The sequence below is a fragment of the Ensifer sp. ENS02 genome, from assembly GCF_014851885.1.
Lineage (GTDB): Bacteria > Pseudomonadota > Alphaproteobacteria > Rhizobiales > Rhizobiaceae > Ensifer > Ensifer adhaerens.
In genome coordinates this window covers 447393-463834 of record NZ_JACVAO010000003.1, presented here as the reverse complement: position 1 = coordinate 463834, position 16442 = coordinate 447393, and the positions used below count along the sequence as shown (strand labels likewise).

Here is a 16442-nt window from a genome sequence, read left to right as displayed (position 1 = left end):
TCGCGGCCAGTCGGCCGGAGGCGCCCGCTACTGCGGGCGCACCTCGCTTGCTTCGAAGCGATAGGTCGTCGAGCAGAACTCGCAGGTCACCTTGACTTCGCCATCGTCGATGGTGCTTTCGAGGTCGTCCGTGCTCAGGTTGGACAACACCGACTGAAGCTTCTCGCGCGAGCAGCTGCAGCGGTCGTAGACCGCCTGCGGTTCGTAGACGCGGACGCCGCGCTCGTGGAACAGGCGATAGAGCAGCCGCTCGGTTCCGACCATCGGATCGGTCAACTCGTCCATGTCGATCGTTTCGACCATCACCTTGGCTTCGGCCCAGAGATCGTCGTCACCGAACGCGCTTTCACCATCATCACCATCACCGCCGGAAAGGTCGGGCTGGCGCATGCGTTCCGGCGCTTCCGGCAGGAACTGGGCGACCATGCCGCCGGCGCGCCAGCGATGGCGCGGCTTGCCGTTTTCGTCGCGATCGAGAAGCTCGGCCACGCCAAGGCGCACCTTGGTCGGGATCTGCTCCGACTGTCGGAAATAGACGCCGGCGATTTCTTCCAGCGTCGCTCCGTCGAGCGCAACGATCCCCTGGTAACGCTGGGTATGGGCGCCCTGGTCGATGGTGAAGGCGAGCACGCCCTTTCCGAGCAGCTCGTGCGAAAGGGTCCGGCCGTCCTTTTCGGCAGCGGCAAGCGCTTCCTGATCGTAGCGGGCATAGGCGCGCACGCGATCCGGCGTCGAGAAATCAGCGACCACCAGATCGACAGGGCCATCGCCCTGAGTCTGGACGATCAGCTTGCCTTCAAACTTCAGCGAGGTCCCGAGCAACACGGTGAGTACAACGGTTTCAGCAACCAGACGCGCGACCGGAAGCGGATAGTTGTGGCGCTCGAGGATTGCGTCCAGCATGGGGCCGAGCTGCACGGCGCGGCCGCGCACGTCGAGGCCTTCCACCTGGAAAGGCACGACGTGATCGTCACCGGCAAAGTCGAACTCACCAAGCCCTGGCGTCATGTCAGTCATGTCTTGCTCCTTGCCTTCAGCCACCAAGCTGCACCAGAGATATTGCTATCCCCGCGCAACGTGCTCGCTGTCTCAGTTGATCCCGCGATAAACGGATTGTCCACCAGGTATGTGCCGCCGCCATAGCAACGCACCACCTCGACGGTTGCGCGCTCACTACTTTCAGGAGCGCCCGTATGCCGCCTAAATCGTGTCGCACGTGGACAATGTCAAGTGCGGTGAACACGCCCCTATATGGCGCACGCTCGGCGGAGCGCACTGAAGCCTCTTCGCCGTCGCGCGCGACCGGGCAGCCGGCTCAGACGAGCCCCATGCACCAGGCAATGACCGACTTCTGTGCGTGCAGCCGGTTTTCCGCCTCGTCGAAGACCACCGACTGCGGGCCGTCGATGACCTCGTCGGTGACCTCTTCGCCGCGGTGCGCCGGCAGGCAGTGCATGAACAGCGCATCGGAGGCCGCACGCTTCATCAGCGCTTCATTGACCTGGTAGGGCTGGAAGACGTTGTGCCCGCGGGCGCGATGTTCCTGGTTCATCGAGATCCAGGTGTCGGTCACGACGCAATTGGCGTCGGCGACGGCCTGTTCGGCGTCATGACACAAAAGGACCTCGCCGCCATTGTTGCGCGCCCAGTTCAGGAACTTGTCCTGCGGCTCGGAACCGAGCGGCACGGCCATGTTCATGCGGTATCCGAAGCGGGCAGAACCTTCGATCAGCGAATGCAGCACGTTGTTGCCGTCGCCGGTCCAGGCAATCGTCTTGCCCTTTACCGGACCGCGATGCTCCTCGAAGGTCAGGATATCGGCCATGATCTGGCAGGGGTGCGTATCGTCGGTCAGGCCGTTGATGACGGGGACCGTCGCATGCTCGGCCAGTTCCAGAAGGCGGCGATGGTCGGTGGTGCGGATCATGATGGCGTCGACGTAACGCGAGAGCACCTTGGCCGTGTCGCCGATCGTCTCGGCGCGGCCGAGCTGCATTTCGGTGCCCGACAGAAACAGGGTTTCGCCGCCGAGCTGGCGCATGCCGACATCGAAGGAAACGCGGGTGCGGGTGGAGGGCTTTTCGAAGATCATCGCCAGCATCTTGCCGGCGAGCGGCTTCTCGGCAGTTCCGGCCTTGGTCGCCGCCTTTCGGACGCGCGCATCGTCGATGATCGTCCGGAGGTCGGCGGCCGTCATGGCCGAAAGATCGAGAAAATGTCTGGTGCCTGCCATCGTACTCGGTTCCTGTCTGAAAAATCGGTCCCTGGTGCGGCACGCTATCGACGTGCCCGCACGGAGGTCATTCTAACGCCTTAGTCGGCCCTGGGTCGCTACCTTCAGGCCGCGGCGTTGCCGCTTGCCTTGCGAACCGCCTCGGCGGCGCGTTCGATACGTGCGAGCCCCTCGCGCGCCTCTTCCGCCGTCACGGTCAGCGGCGGCAGCAGACGCAGGACATTTTCGCCCGCCGGCACGGCCAGGAGCTTTTCGGCGCGGATTTCCTTCAGCAGATCGGCCGAAGGGCCCTTCACCTTGATGCCCAGCATCAAACCGTCGCCGCGGATGTCCTCGATGACATCAGGGAAACGGTCCTTGAGCGACGCAAGGCCCTGGCGGAAGACCAGCGCGACATCGCGCACATGCGTCAGGAATCCGTCGGCCAGAACGACGTCGAGCACGGCGTTGCCGACGGCCATGGCCAGTGGGTTGCCGCCATATGTGGAGCCATGCGTGCCCGCCACCATACCAGATGCGGCTTCCTCAGTCGCGAGGCAGGCGCCGAACGGGAAGCCACCGCCGATACCCTTGGCGACCGCCATGATATCCGGACGGATATCCGCCCATTCATGGGCAAACAGCTTGCCGGTGCGGCCGACGCCGGTCTGGACCTCATCGAGGATCAAGAGCAGGCCGAACTCGTCGCAGAGCGCGCGCAGTTCCTGCATGAACTCCTTGGTCGCCGGACGGATGCCGCCCTCGCCCTGGATCGGCTCGATCAGGATCGCTGCGGTTTCCTCGGTAATCGCATTCTTGACCGCGGCGATGTCGCCGAACGGAACCTGGTAGAAGCCCGGCGCCTTCGGCCCGAAACCTTCGATGTATTTCTGCTGACCACCGGCGGCGATCGTCGCGATCGTGCGGCCGTGGAAGGCGCCTTCGAAGGTGATGACGTGGAACTTCTCCGGGTGGCCCTTGGAGAAGTGGTAACGCCGTGCCGTCTTGATGGCGCATTCCAGCGCTTCCGCGCCCGAATTGGTGAAGAAGACCTTGTCGGCAAAGGTCACCGCCGTCAGCCGGCGGCCGAGGCTTTCCTGGCCCGCAATTTCATAAAGGTTGGACAGGTGCCAGACCTTGTCGGCCTGCGCCTTCAGCGCTTCGACCAGGTGCGGGTGCGCGTGGCCGAGCGAGTTCACGGCAACGCCGGCACCGAAATCGAGATAACGCGTGCCGTCTTCAGCGATCAGCCAGGCGCCCTCTCCTCGCTCGAAACGCAACGGCGCGCGCATGTAGGTATCGTAAAGCGGCGTGGTTGCAGTCATGCGAGGCTCTCCTTCACTCCAGATCGACATCGATCCCGCGCCTCACGCGGGCCGATAAAAATCAAAAATGCCGCCTTTCGGCGGCGCAGGCACTATTCCCATTTCGCGCTGCAATGTCAACAAAACCAAGCCTTGCAGCGCAACATGAAGGGTCGATTCCTGGCAGCAGAAAAATCGTCCGGGAGGGCTTGCAAAAATGCAACGCTGGCCAAGCAAGTTGGGGAAAACTACGAAATCGATTCGGCCTGATTCCCGGGACTCTTGCCACAGAGTCCAGCGGTCAGTACGTTAACATTCAATTACTAGACGCATGCGGCGGACCTAGTCACCAAAAGAGTTATCGCGTTTGCAACCCCGGGGTTTAGCCGGGGTGCGGTGAGGGATTCTGCCATCCCCAACGCTGAGAACGGAGAGTGCAGAAATGAACTGGACTGACGAGCGGGTGGAGAAACTGAAGAAGCTTTGGTCCGAGGGCCTGAGCGCAAGCCAGATCGCGGCACAGCTCGGCGGCGTCAGCCGTAACGCTGTCATCGGCAAGGTTCACCGCCTGAGCCTGCCAGGTCGCGCCAAGGCCGGCGGCAGCACCACGACGGCAGCCCGTCCGAAGCGCCCGACTTCGGCACCGCGCGCACCGAACTACGCTTCGCGCGTTTCGACCCGCCCGGTTGCACGCGCGGCCGGCGCTGTCGTTCTCAAGGAAGAAATCGAAGTCGATCTCGTTGCCGAGCAGGATTTCAGCACCCGCACCGACGTTGTCGTGCCGATGTCGCGCCGCCTCGAGCTGACCCAGCTCACCGAGCGCACCTGCAAGTGGCCGATCGGCGACCCGCTGAAGGAAGAGTTTCACTTCTGCGGCAACGATTCCCCGGAAGCCTCGCCTTACTGCACCTTCCATGCTCGGCTGGCCTACCAGCCGTCGGGGGAGCGCCGCAGGGCTCGCTAAGAAGCTGGACCGCATTGATAAAGGAAGGGGCCGATCGGCCCCTTTTTTTGTTGGCGACTTTCAGACCGCTCAGCTTTCGAGCGAATAGCCGGCGCCGCGAACGGTGCGGATGACGTCGGGCATGTTCGAGAAGTTCAGAGCCTTGCGCAGACGACCGACATGCACGTCGACGGTGCGCTCGTCGACATAGATGTCATGCCCCCAGACGCCATCCAGAAGCTGCGAGCGAGAGAAGACGCGGCCCGGCGAGGACATGAGGAACTCCAGAAGACGGAACTCGGTCGGGCCGAGGCGCACTTCGCGGCTGCGGCGATGAACGCGGTGGGTCTCGCGGTCGAGTTCGATGTCGCCGCAGCGAAGCAGCGTCGAGAGCACCTCGGGCTTTGCCCGGCGCAGCATCGCCTTGACGCGCGCCATCAGCTCCGGCGTCGAGAAGGGCTTGACCACGTAGTCGTCGGCACCCGTCGCCAGACCCCGGACGCGCTCGCTTTCCTCGCCTCGCGCCGTCAGCATGATGATCGGCAGACGTTCGGTCTCCGGACGCTGGCGCAGCCGACGGCAAAGTTCAATGCCGGAAACACCGGGCAGCATCCAGTCGAGGATAAGCAGGTCGGGCAGCCGCTCCTGAAGCCGGATCTCCGCCTCGTCGCCCCGCAGGATCGTATCGACGTCGAAGCCCTCGGCTTCCAGATTGTAACGCAGCAGAACGCTCAGCGCCTCTTCGTCTTCGACTACGGCGATTTTTGGCAACATCAGGTAACGTCTCCTTACCGCGGGCGGCCTTTGGGCTCATCGGCCCGGCCGGCGCTCAGACACTCTAAATCTGGAGCACATCCGCCGTTTTCAAAGGCGGGGCGAAAACCGCATGCTTCAGATACAGGAATTCGGGGCCGCGACCGAAGCCGCGACCGGATCAGATTTCAAGGGGCATGCATGCTTACGGCGCGCTTGGCGCTCAGTCGTTGACCGAGCCCAGCGTCGACGTGGTGTCATCCTTCGGACGCTCGCCTTCCGGCTGAGCACCCGTCGCCATGTAATAGATCGTCTCAGCGATATTGGTCGCGTGGTCGCCGATGCGCTCGATGTTCTTGGCGCAGAACAGAAGATGCGTGCAGGGCGTGATGTTGCGCGGATCTTCCATCATGTAGGTCAAGAGCTCGCGGAACAGCGAGGTGTAGATCGCGTCGATCTCCTCGTCACGCTCGCGGATGCTGTTGGCCTTTTCCGGCGAGCGCGAGGCGTAGACGTCGAGCACTTCCTTGAGCTGGACGAGAGCGAGCTCTGCCAGATGCTCGAGGCCACGGGCGAGCTTGCGCGGAATGCCGGAGCCGGCGACCGCGATCACGCGCTTGGCGGTGTTCTTGCCGAGGTCGCCGACGCGCTCCAGATCGGAGGCGATGCGGATCGACCCCATGATCTCACGCAGGTCGGCGGCGACCGGCTGACGCTTGGCGATCGTGACGATCGCCTTCTCACCGATCTGGCGCTCGGCGTCGTCGAGGACGGTGTCGTCCGAGATCACCTTCTGTGCGAGAGCCAGGTCGGAGTTGACCAGCGCGCGAACGGACTCGGCGACCATCTGTTCGGCGAGGCCGCCCATCTCCGAGATGCGGCGCGTCAGGTACTTCAGTTCTTCGTCATAGGCGGACATGATATGCATGGACATGATCGTCGATCCTTACGGGCGCTTTGCAGTTACTGTTGCAGCCTTATGCGGCCTCAGCCGAAGCGGCCCATGATGTAATCCTGGGTGCGCTGGTCATCCGGATTGGTGAACATCTTGTCGGTGTCGTTCTCCTCGACGAGATTGCCGAGGTGGAACATGGCGGTGCGCTGCGAAACGCGGGCGGCCTGCTGCATCGAGTGGGTCACGATGACGATCGTGAAGTTCGTGCGCAGCTCGTGGATGAGCTCTTCGACCTTGGCCGTCGCGATCGGATCGAGAGCCGAGCACGGCTCGTCCATGAGGATGACTTCCGGGCTCACGGCGACGGCGCGTGCGATGCAGAGGCGCTGCTGCTGACCACCGGAAAGGCCGGTGCCGGGCTCCTGCAGACGGTCCTTTACCTCGTTCCACAGACCGGCCTTCTGCAGGCTGGTCTCGACCACTTCGTCAAAGTCGGCCTTGGTGCGCGCAAGTCCGTGAATCCGCGGACCGTAGGCGACGTTGTCGTAGATCGACTTCGGGAACGGGTTCGGCTTCTGGAAGACCATGCCGACGCGGGCGCGAAGCTCGACGACGTCGATCGTCGGGTCGTAGATGTCGTCCTCGTCGAGCGTGATCTTGCCGGTGACGCGGCAGTTCTCGATCGTGTCGTTCATGCGGTTCAGCGTGCGCAGGAAGGTCGACTTGCCGCAACCCGAAGGACCGATCAGCGCCGTGACCGTGTTCTCGCGGATGTTGAGGTTGACGTCGAAAAGCGCACGCTTCTCGCCGTAATAGACCGACACATCCTTGCCGATCATCTTGTAGGGCACGGTGTTCATTTTCTGATCCAGAGCCTTCTCGACTGCTGCTTCTGACATGATGTTCATAGTAATTACCTCACTACCAGCGGCGCTCAAAGCGACGTCGCAACAGAATGGCTCCAAGGTTCATGACGACCAGGAAGATGAGAAGAATGATGATTGCGCCGGAGGTGCGCTCGACGAAGGCGCGTTCCGCCTCGTTGGCCCACATGTAGATCTGCACCGGCAGTGCCGTCGACGGTTCCATCGGCGAACCGGGAAAATCGACGACGAAGGCGACCATGCCGATCAGGAGCAGCGGCGCGGTTTCACCAAGCGCGTGGGCAAGACCGATGATGGTGCCGGTCAGGATGCCCGGCATCGCCAGCGGCAGCACGTGGTGGAAGATGGTCTGCATCTTCGACGCACCGAGACCGAGGGCCGCCGAGCGGATCGACGGCGGGACCGCCTTCAACGCCGCACGGGTGGCGATGATGATCGTCGGCAGGGTCATCAACGTCAGCACGAAGCCACCGACGACGGCTGCCGAGCGCGGCATGCCGGCGAAGTTGATGAAGACGGCGAGACCCAGGAGGCCGTAGACGATCGACGGAACGGCCGCGAGGTTGTTGATGTTGACCTCGATCAGGTCGGTCAGCCGGTTCTTCGGCGCAAACTCCTCGAGGTAGATCGAGGCGGCGACGCCGATCGGAAGCGACAGCACCAGCACGATCAGCATCATGTAGAGCGAACCGAGGGCCGCGACGCCGACGCCTGCCGCTTCGGGACGGCTGGAGGCGCCAAAGGTGAAGATGCCGGTGTTGAAGCTCTTCTTCAGGATGCCGGCGCTCGCCAGCTCGTTCATCCAGGTGACCTGCTGGTCCTTGACCTTGCGCTTGCCCTCATCGACCGAGAGATCGATCTGGCCCTTGAAGGCGGAGTCGATGTTGGCCTCGGCCAGCAGCGTGACGGGAACCGTCTTGCCGATGATCGACGGGTCCGCGGCGACCATGTCGCGCAATAGCGTGCGGGAGCTCGCGGAAACCATGTCGGTCGCCTGCTTGACCTGCGGCCGCTTGGTGGCGTCGATGCCGAGCTGCTTGACGAGCGCGTCGCGCACCAACAGCGGATAGTTGGCGGTCATCAGCACCTTGCCGTCGGTCGCGCGTTCGCCTTTGGGGTCGATGACCTTTTCGGTGAATTCGATCGGCAGCGTAATCGTCGTCTGCTGGAATGCGGTGTAGCCGTTGGAAAAGACGGTCCACAACAGCAATGCCAGGAAGAAGAGACCGGTGCTGATCGCGGCCATGCCGTAGAAGCGGAACCGGCGTTCGGCAGCATAGCGACGCTTGATGCCGATATCGCGCTTGGCGGATGCGGGACGGGCGGAGATCCGGACGGTCGGGGAAGCGATGTCGGTCATTCGTACTGTTCCCGGTATTTGCGCACGATGTAGAGCGCGTAAATGTTGAGGCCGAGCGTGATGACGAAGAGCGTGATGCCCAGTGCGAAGGCCACCAGCGTCTGCGGCGAGGTGAACTCGAGGTCACCTGTCAGCTGGTTGACGATCTTAACGGTCACCGTCGTCATCGGCTCGAAGGGATTGATCTGCATGCGGGCCGCCACACCGGCTGCCAGCACCACGATCATGGTCTCGCCGACGGCGCGCGAGGCGGTGAGCAGCAGCGCGCCGACGATGCCCGGGAGGGCTGCCGGGAGGATGACCTTCTTGACCGTCTCCGAGCGGGTGGCGCCAAGGCCGAGCGAGCCGTCACGCAGTGCCCGCGGCACCTGGGTGATGATGTCGTCCGACAGCGACGACACGAATGGGATCAGCATGATGCCCATGACGATGCCCGCCGTCAGAACGCTCTGTGCCTGGATGAAGTTCTGGTAGTTGCCGGTCATGAGACCGTTCATCTGGGCGGAGATGTCACGCAGGAACGGGCCAACGGTCACCAGCGCAAAGAAACCGTAGACGATGGTCGGGATGCCGGCGAGCACTTCGAGCAGCGGCTTTGCGGTCGAACGCAGGCGCGGGCTTGCATATTCCGCCATGTAGATCGCCGCGAAGAGGCCGATCGGCACCGCAAACAGCATGGCGACGAAGGCGATGTAGAGCGTGCCGGCAAGAAGCGGGATGAGGCCGAACTGGCCCGAAGCGCCGCCGCTGCCGGCAGCGGCAAACCGCGGATCCCAGACCGTGCCGAAGAAGAACTCGAACGGCGAGACCATGGTGAAGAAGCGTCCGGCTTCCGACAGCATCGAGGCGACGATGCCGACCGTCGTCAGGATGGCGATGGAGGACGCGACGATCAGTGAGCCGAGAATGACCCGCTCGACCTGGTTGCGGGCGCGGAAGCGGGTCGCGACGTTGCGGATGGCGTAGACGCCGCCGGCAATCGCGATCAGCAGAACGGCGACCGTCATCAGCCAGCGGTTGGTCGCGGTCATCGCGTTGAAGTGCTTGGCGACGGTGACCATGTAGGGATCGCCTTCGCCAGCAAGGGCAACGCCCTTGGACGCGAGCGTCGCGCGAAGATTGGCGGAGCCGCTCTCAAGGGCTGCGAGTTCCTCGCCGCTCAGGCGCAGAAGGCCACCGGCAACGGATTTGACCTGACCGAGCGCGAGCTGCACGGCGGCAGGGCCCTGGCTCTGGACGGTATCCGGCAGGGCCGCGCGCGTGCTTCCGTCGATATAGACGGGAGCGGCGAACAGCCAGGTGCCGAGAACGAGTGCGGCCGGAAGCATCGCCCAGATGGCGACGTAGCTACCGTGATAGCCCGGCAGTGAATGCAGGTTGGAGAGCTTGCCGCCGGACTGCGCCAGCGAACGGGCGCGGCCTGCAAAATAAGCAATGAAACCAATAACAATAATGAGCAAAAGAAGGAGCGAAGTACTCATCCGCACGTCTCCCCGGCATCGCCCGTCATGGGTGCCGGCAAATCGAATGAAGGCATGCCCCGGCGCGAAGACATCGCGCCGGGGCTTGTCATTATCAGAGCATGTTGCCGGCAGAGAAAGCCTTGCGGATTTCTTCGCGCTCAGCGTCCGGAGCGGCAACGAGGCCGTATTCGGCGAGCGGGCTTTCCGGGCCGATCATCTGGTCGTCGAGGAAGAACTCAACATATTCCTTGAGGCCCGGGATAACGCCGAGATGTGCCTTCTTGACGTAGAAGTACAGCGGGCGGGAAACCGGGTACTCGCCGGAAGCGATCGTTTCGGTCGACGGTACGATGCCGTTGACGGTCGCGACCTTCAGCTTGTCGGCGTTGTTTTCGTAGAATGACAGGCCGAACACGCCGATGCCGTTCTTGTTGGCAGCGATACGGGCGAGCGTTTCGGTGTAGTCGCCGTCGATGTCGACAGCCAGGCCGTCCTTGCGGACTGCGACGCACTTGCTGTGCTGCTGCTTTTCATCGGCAACGGCAGCCTTGATCACGTCAACGGCGCCAGCGTTCTTGCAGCCTGCAGCGAGGATCTTCTCTTCGAAGACTTCGCGGGTGCCGTGCTTTTCGCCCGGGATGTAAGCGGCGATTTCGACGGCCGGCAGGGCGGCGTTGACTTCGGACCACTTCTTGTAGGGGTTGGCGACGATCTTGCCGTCGACGACGACTTCAGCAGCGAGCGCCTTGTAGAGGTCTTCCGGCTTCAGGGCGAGGTCGGCATTGCCGGCGTCGGTCGCAAAGACGATGCCGTCATAACCGATCTTCACTTCCTGGATTTCGGTGACGCCAGCGGCCTTGCAGGCCTCGACTTCGCTGTCCTTGATCTTGCGCGAGGAGTTGGCGATGTCGATGGTATCAGGGCCGACGCCCTTGCAGAATTCCTTCAGGCCAGCGGAGGAGCCGCCGGATTCGACCACCGGGGTCTTGAAGTCGGGGAACGTCTCGCCGAACGTCTCGGCGACGATTTTGGCGTAGGGAAGAACGGTCGAGGAGCCAGCGACCTGAACCTGATCGCGAGCGGCGGCTGCGCCGGCAAATGCGGCCGAAGCGACCAGCGCCGCGACAGTGAGTTTAAGAGCTTTCATAAAAGTTCTCCCGGAATGGGCTTGTGTTGGTGTGCGCCAAGCGTTGCAGCGCTCTTCGCCGTCTTATCGGCTGCCCCTAACTAGCTGCCGATGGCCACACCTTTTATGTCAGTTCGACGAAACATTTATGACAGCTCATGTCATTGAAAATGCTAATGAAAAATGAACACCCCCGGGTTTTCCCGCGCCAATATGTCAGAAGCGGACCGTAAAGGTCGTGCCTTTGCCGACCTCTGAATGGATGAGGAGCCGGGCACGATGCCGCGTGAGAATGTGCTTGGCGATGGCAAGGCCCAGGCCGGTGCCCTTCTTCGAGCGGCTGGCCTCGACATTGACCCGGTAAAACCGCTCGGTGATGCGCGGCACATGCTCGGCCGGAATGCCCGGGCCATAGTCCTTCACGACGACTTCGGCCTCGCCTCCCTCGCCGCCATGCAGGATTACGTCCACCTTCTTGCCTTCCTGGCCGTACTTGCACGCATTCTCGATCAGGTTCTCGAAGACCTCGATGAGTTCGTCGCGTTCGCCGCGGACGACCACGGGCTTGTCCGGCACCACGAGCGAGACGGTGACATCCAGATCCTTCGCCAGCGGCAGCAGGCTGTCGCGGACATGCCCGAGCAGCGGCGCCAGATCGACGGGGTCATCGGGGGCGATATGCGAGCGCAACTCCAGCCGCGACAGCGACAGCAGATCGTCGACAAGCCGGCTCATGCGCGTCGCCTGCTCGTGCATGATGCCGAAGAACTTTTCCTGCGCCTTCAGATCGTTGCGCGCCGGACCCTGGAGCGTCTCGATGAAGCCGCGCAAGGAGGCTAGCGGCGTGCGCAGCTCGTGGCTGGCATTGGCGACGAAGTCCGAGCGCATGCGGTCGATGCGGCGCGCCTGAGAGATGTCGCGATAGGTCAACAGGAAGATCCGCTTGACCGGCCCGTCGCCCGGAATTTCAGCCGGAGCGACCCGCACCACATAAACGGCGTCGGACGGCAACTGCTCGTTATGCTCGATCTGGTTCGCCTTGCCGGTCGCCATCGTCTCGCGGACCATGTCGAGGATGCCGGGCGAACGCACCCTTGCTGCAAGATAGGTGTTTGGCGGGATGGTGCCAAAGGCCTTCTCGGCAGCGATGTTCTGGAACACCACCGTCTCGTCGGCGGCAATCACCAGAACCGGCATGTCGAGCGCGTTCAGCGCGGGCACCAGCGGGTCGCTCGCCGGGCCGGCAGCGACCACCGCCTTGGCCGGGCTCAGAATAACCGAGGTTGGCGCGCTACGGTTGAGCAACGCGGCGACGAGAACGATCCAGAAGGGCAGGACAATGAGGAAATGAATACCCGCGACGGTCGCAAGGATCGCCAGGAGCACGGTGAGCCCCAGCAGCCAGCGCTCTGCTTTCAGCCGCGGAACCAGGTTCCGCCAGAACGCCTTCGAACCGTCCACCTCGACATCCTCATGAATCACTTTCTTTTCCTCCCGGACCAAAATGGTCGAGGAATAGCGATCCTTCATGACATGATTTTCACGACCGGCTTGAATCCGCAACGCAATTATGGCCTCCTCCAACGAAATCGGGTCGCGAGCGCCTTGTTTATCCGATGACAGGCGCAGGCCCGAAAGTTTGAAAACGCGCATGATCCTTCCGATGATCGAAGCCGGTTTTCGGGCCCGTGCGCCAAGCCGAAAGGGCGAACCGATGGCAGCGACGGATACGGCGGACAAGGCGGAGAACCGCGCGGTGGAACTCGAAATCGGCGGCAAGAGTCGCGTTTTCGACATCGACAATCCCGAGTTGCCGAAGTGGATCGACGACGCGGCATTTTCCTCCGACGACTACCCCTACAAGAAGAAGCTCGACGACGACGAATATCTGGAAACGCTGGAAAAGCTGCAGGTCGAACTGGTCAAGGTTCAGCTCTGGCAGCAGAAGACCGGCAAGCGCATGATGGCGTTGTTCGAGGGCCGGGACGCCGCCGGCAAGGGCGGTGCGATCCATGCGACTATGGACAACCTCAACCCTCGCTGGGCGCGTGTCGTCGCTCTGACCAAACCGACCGAAACCGAACGCGGGCAATGGTATTTCCAACGTTATGTCGCGACCATGCCGACGGCCGGCGAATTCGTGCTGTTCGACCGCTCCTGGTACAACCGCGCCGGCGTCGAACCGGTCATGGGCTTCTGCACACCCGAAGAGCACAAGCAGTTCCTGAAGCAGGCTCCCCGCTTCGAGAAGATGATCGTGCATGAGGGCATCCAGTTCTTCAAATTCTGGATCAACATCGGCCGCGAGATGCAGCTGAAACGCTTCCACGATCGCCGCCACGACCCACTGAAGATCTGGAAGCTGTCGCCGATGGACATCGCGGCGCTCAACAAATGGGACGATTATACCGCCAAGCGCGACGAGATGCTGAAGGAGACCCACACGGATCATGCACCCTGGACGGTGGTACGCGGCAACGACAAGCGGCGAGCCCGGCTCAACCTGATCCGCCACATCCTTTCCTCGCTCGATTACGAGGGCAAGGACAAGGGCGCGATCGGCGAGGTCGATGACAAGATCATCGGATCCGGCCCCGGTTTCCTGAAATAGTCGCCGGCCCTGTCAAAACCGATGACGCCGATGGGGCCGGCAGGTTTTCCCGCCGCCCCACTCCGGAAAGCCTTGGCGACCGGTCTTATTGCCCCGGCAGGACGCGGATGGCGTAGAGGCTGAGGCTCTTGCCCTCACCGCTGATATCGCTGTTGATCACGATCTGGCCTGGCGAGCTCGGCGCCAGGCTACGGTCGAAGGTGATCTTGAACAGCATGTCGAGCCGCTCGTCATGCACGGTGAAGCGATGGCGCCCGCATTCGCCGAGCGAGGAGAAATTGCACTCGACCGCGAACTCCGTGGTCTTGCCGGGCTCGGCCTGCACGGTCAACGCCAGCGTCGACGTCTTGCCGGAGAGTTCCGCCAGGACCGAGGCCGGGATTTCGATGGTGATATCCCCTTCCGCGTCGGCGACCGCCGATGTCAGCTGCACGCGTCGCCCACCTTCATCGTCCACCGGCTCGACCTTTGCCTGCGCTCCGGGTGCGATCGCGCCGGTTTCCTTGGGCGTGAAGACCTCGACCCAATCGCCGGTAAAGCCCTGCTGCGCGCCGAGCGTCCGCAATCCCGCCGCGCCATCGAAGTCTTCCGACGCAACCGATGCCGGGGGATTGGCAACATTCGTGTCGCGCTCGGCGGCAGATTTCAGCAGGTCATTGGTCTGCACCCACCAGGCCGCGGCCCCTGCTGCGGCGGCAAGCGTGACGACGACCATGGTGAAGGACAGAAAGCGGCTGCGCTTGCGCCGGCGTTTGCGCGTATCTCCGCGGACCGTGGGCGCGATGCTCGCAGTTTCGCCAGCATCTGCCGCGCTCTCGGCGGCTGCACGCGTCGATACCACCGGACCGTCGCGATCGGCACGCAGACCACCGAGACCGCCATCGCTCGCCGCCTGGCGCGGCGCGTCGCCGGCAAAACCGGGTTCCCGACGACCGGCCGCCGGGGCCTGTGGCTGGCTCTGGGGCGGAGTCTGGGCTTGAGGTTGGGGTTGGGCCTGCGTCGGTGACCGGACTTGCGGCTCGACCCGTGGCTGTGCCGGCCCGCGTGCCCGCGCGGCATCGTCGAGACTGACCACCGGAGGTGCCGGTTGTCGCGTCCTCAGTGCCGCTCTCTCTTCCGTTTCGATCGCATGGATGACGGCTTCGAGCCGATGGCGCTGCTGGGCGATGACGTTGCCGTCCTCGATCCCCTGTTTCTGCAACCCGGTTTCGAGCGCCTGACGGGCAGATTGATAGATGCGCGCCCGCGTTTCCGCATTGGCGCGATCGGAGCGCTCAAGGGCATTTCTGATTGCAGTCTCAAGTCCGCTCACATCAAGTCCTTCTGTGTAGGCAGGGCTTTGGACCTGCCGGCGCGCCGCGGTTGACCACCGCTCTCGATCCAACCGCAAGGGCATAAGGGTTAAATCTGGAGGCACGCCGTTGGTTTTGTTAACAATTGCGTAACCGCTGCTGCCAGAATCCGCAAGTCCGGCGACGGGCGCGACCGGCCAAGGCCGGGGAAAACGCTTTCCTTCACGGCGCCTGTGCGAAAAAAGAGGCGGCGACATCGCGGCCAAACCACCCTTTGCAAGCGGCAAACTTGCTGCTATCTATTTTGACGTTTACGCAAACGTCAAAAATTTGGCGCGCCTTACCGAGGGATGGAGAAACCGATGCCGCTTCCGCCAATTCTTTCCGGAACGACGAGACTGCCGGTTGTCGGCGCCCCCCTGTTCATCATCTCCAACCCGAAGCTGACGATCGCGCAGTGCAAGGCTGGCGTGATCGGCGCCTTCCCGGCGCTGAACGCCCGCCCGCAATCGCAGCTCGACGAATGGCTGGCCGAGATCACCGAGACGCTTGCCGACCACGACGCCAAGAATCCCGGCCGGCGGGCCGCCCCCTTTGCCGTCAACCAGATCGTGCACAAATCCAATGCGCGGCTCGAGCAGGACCTGATGCTCTGCATCAAGTACAAAGTGCCGGTCGTCATCTCCTCGCTCGGCGCCGTGCCCGAGGTTAATGCGGCCATCCATTCCTATGGCGGCATCGTGCTTCACGACGTCATCAACAACCGTCACGCCAATTCGGCGATCCGCAAGGGCGCCGACGGCCTGATCGCGGTGGCCGCCGGCGCCGGCGGCCATGCTGGCACCCTTTCCCCGTTTGCGCTTGTCCAGGAAATCCGCTCCTGGTTCGACGGGCCGCTGCTTCTCTCGGGCGCGATCGCTACCGGCGGCGCCATTCTGGCGGCCCAGGCGATGGGCGCTGACATGGCCTATATCGGCTCGCCCTTCATCGCAACGGAGGAAGCGCGCGCCAGCGACGCCTACAAGCAGATGATCGTCGACAGCAACGCCGCAGACATCGTCTACTCCAATTACTTCACCGGCATCCACGGCAACTACCTGAAGCCCTCGATCTCGGCCGCTGGCATGGATCCGGACAATCTGCCCGAAGCCGACCCGTCGAAAATGGACTTCGGCGCGGCGACCGACGGCGCCAAGGCCTGGAAGGACATCTGGGGATGCGGCCAGGGCATCGGCGCGGTCAAGGAAGTGACATCCGTCGCCCGCATGGTCGACCGGCTCGAGCGCGAATACGATGTAGCGCGCACCCGCCTCGGCCTGCACTCCGCACCCGCAGCGACAGCCAACAAGGAATTTTCAAGTTCTCGCAACTGATGGCTTGAAATCTCGGCGCTTTGCGTTTATCAGCGCCTCACATTCGTTCCGCGGGCTTCCGCGGAACTGCCTCCGGGCCGCTTTAGCTCAGTCGGTAGAGCACATCATTCGTAATGATGGGGTCACGTGTTCGAGTCACGTAAGCGGCACCATTCCTCCTTGAAAAGAAAAGCACGATCGCCAACGGCGAAAGTACCACTCTGTCGTCGGACAATCGATTGCCGAG

14 protein-coding genes and 1 tRNA gene are annotated in these 16442 nt (G+C 62.9%); 4 read left to right on the top strand and 11 right to left on the bottom strand.

Going from position 1 to position 16442, the window contains the following annotated elements; translation table 11 throughout:
• Window positions 1–27: 27 nt before the first annotated feature.
• The 3 genes from IB262_RS09540 to IB262_RS09530 all read right to left on the bottom strand — a co-directional run bounded on the left by IB262_RS09540 (window position 28) and on the right by IB262_RS09530 (window position 3537).
• Window positions 28–1017: an Hsp33 family molecular chaperone gene (locus tag IB262_RS09540; protein WP_034797161.1), complete on the bottom strand. Its 990-nt coding sequence runs from the start codon at window positions 1015–1017 to the stop codon at window positions 28–30.
• A 298-nt stretch (window positions 1018–1315) separates the two neighbouring features.
• The gene (gene argF, locus IB262_RS09535) at window positions 1316–2233 is read right to left on the bottom strand and encodes an ornithine carbamoyltransferase (protein WP_034797163.1); all 918 of its coding nucleotides are present in this window, start codon (window positions 2231–2233) and stop codon (window positions 1316–1318) included.
• 104 nt (window positions 2234–2337) lie between these two features.
• Complete coding sequence (locus tag IB262_RS09530; protein ID WP_034797165.1) at window positions 2338–3537, bottom strand: aspartate aminotransferase family protein; 1200 nt, start codon at window positions 3535–3537, stop codon at window positions 2338–2340.
• Window positions 3538–3958: 421 nt separating this feature from the next.
• Between IB262_RS09530 and IB262_RS09525 the strand changes: the two genes are divergently transcribed.
• Window positions 3959–4480 (top strand): GcrA family cell cycle regulator, encoded by a 522-nt coding sequence (locus tag IB262_RS09525; RefSeq protein ID WP_034797167.1) that lies wholly within the window; start codon window positions 3959–3961, stop codon window positions 4478–4480.
• 69 nt (window positions 4481–4549) lie between these two features.
• Here the strand turns inward: IB262_RS09525 and phoB are convergent, their stop codons facing one another.
• The 7 genes from phoB to phoR form a co-directional block, all read right to left on the bottom strand.
• Window positions 4550–5233: a phosphate regulon transcriptional regulator PhoB gene (gene phoB, locus IB262_RS09520; RefSeq protein ID WP_034797168.1), complete on the bottom strand. Its 684-nt coding sequence runs from the start codon at window positions 5231–5233 to the stop codon at window positions 4550–4552.
• A gap of 202 nt (window positions 5234–5435) precedes the next feature.
• Window positions 5436–6149: a phosphate signaling complex protein PhoU gene (gene phoU, locus IB262_RS09515; RefSeq protein WP_089043230.1), complete on the bottom strand. Its 714-nt coding sequence runs from the start codon at window positions 6147–6149 to the stop codon at window positions 5436–5438.
• Window positions 6150–6199: 50 nt separating this feature from the next.
• On the bottom strand, window positions 6200–7015 hold the full coding sequence (pstB, locus tag IB262_RS09510; RefSeq protein WP_034797173.1) for a phosphate ABC transporter ATP-binding protein PstB: 816 nt from the start codon (window positions 7013–7015) through the stop codon (window positions 6200–6202).
• Window positions 7016–7028: 13 nt separating this feature from the next.
• The gene (pstA, locus tag IB262_RS09505; protein WP_034797174.1) at window positions 7029–8351 is read right to left on the bottom strand and encodes a phosphate ABC transporter permease PstA; all 1323 of its coding nucleotides are present in this window, start codon (window positions 8349–8351) and stop codon (window positions 7029–7031) included.
• The gene (gene pstC / locus IB262_RS09500; RefSeq protein WP_034797175.1) at window positions 8348–9832 is read right to left on the bottom strand and encodes a phosphate ABC transporter permease subunit PstC; all 1485 of its coding nucleotides are present in this window, start codon (window positions 9830–9832) and stop codon (window positions 8348–8350) included. The genes pstA and pstC overlap by 4 nt, the downstream gene beginning before the upstream one ends.
• Window positions 9833–9926: 94 nt before the next feature.
• Entirely contained in the window at window positions 9927–10961 is a 1035-nt protein-coding gene (locus IB262_RS09495) for a substrate-binding domain-containing protein (RefSeq protein ID WP_034797176.1), read from the bottom strand.
• A gap of 195 nt (window positions 10962–11156) precedes the next feature.
• Complete coding sequence (phoR, locus tag IB262_RS09490) at window positions 11157–12422, bottom strand: phosphate regulon sensor histidine kinase PhoR (protein WP_034797603.1); 1266 nt, start codon at window positions 12420–12422, stop codon at window positions 11157–11159.
• 232 nt (window positions 12423–12654) lie between these two features.
• Here phoR and ppk2 point away from each other — a divergent pair, with 232 nt between their 5' ends.
• Window positions 12655–13551, top strand: coding sequence for a polyphosphate kinase 2 (gene ppk2 / locus IB262_RS09485; protein WP_034797604.1), 897 nt, complete (start codon window positions 12655–12657; stop codon window positions 13549–13551).
• Between the two features lie 85 nt (window positions 13552–13636).
• On the opposite strand, the gene IB262_RS09480 is transcribed toward ppk2, so the two are convergent.
• Window positions 13637–14863 carry a biotin transporter BioY gene (locus IB262_RS09480; protein ID WP_090295031.1) on the bottom strand — a complete coding sequence of 409 codons (1227 nt, stop codon included), beginning with the start codon at window positions 14861–14863 and terminating at the stop codon, window positions 13637–13639.
• Between the two features lie 342 nt (window positions 14864–15205).
• Between IB262_RS09480 and IB262_RS09475 the strand changes: the two genes are divergently transcribed.
• Together IB262_RS09475 and IB262_RS09470 are read left to right on the top strand one after the other, a co-directional pair.
• Complete coding sequence (locus tag IB262_RS09475) at window positions 15206–16216, top strand: nitronate monooxygenase family protein (RefSeq protein ID WP_060607147.1); 1011 nt, start codon at window positions 15206–15208, stop codon at window positions 16214–16216.
• A 76-nt stretch (window positions 16217–16292) separates the two neighbouring features.
• A tRNA-Thr gene (locus IB262_RS09470) sits at window positions 16293–16368 on the top strand.
• Window positions 16369–16442 lie beyond the last annotated feature (74 nt).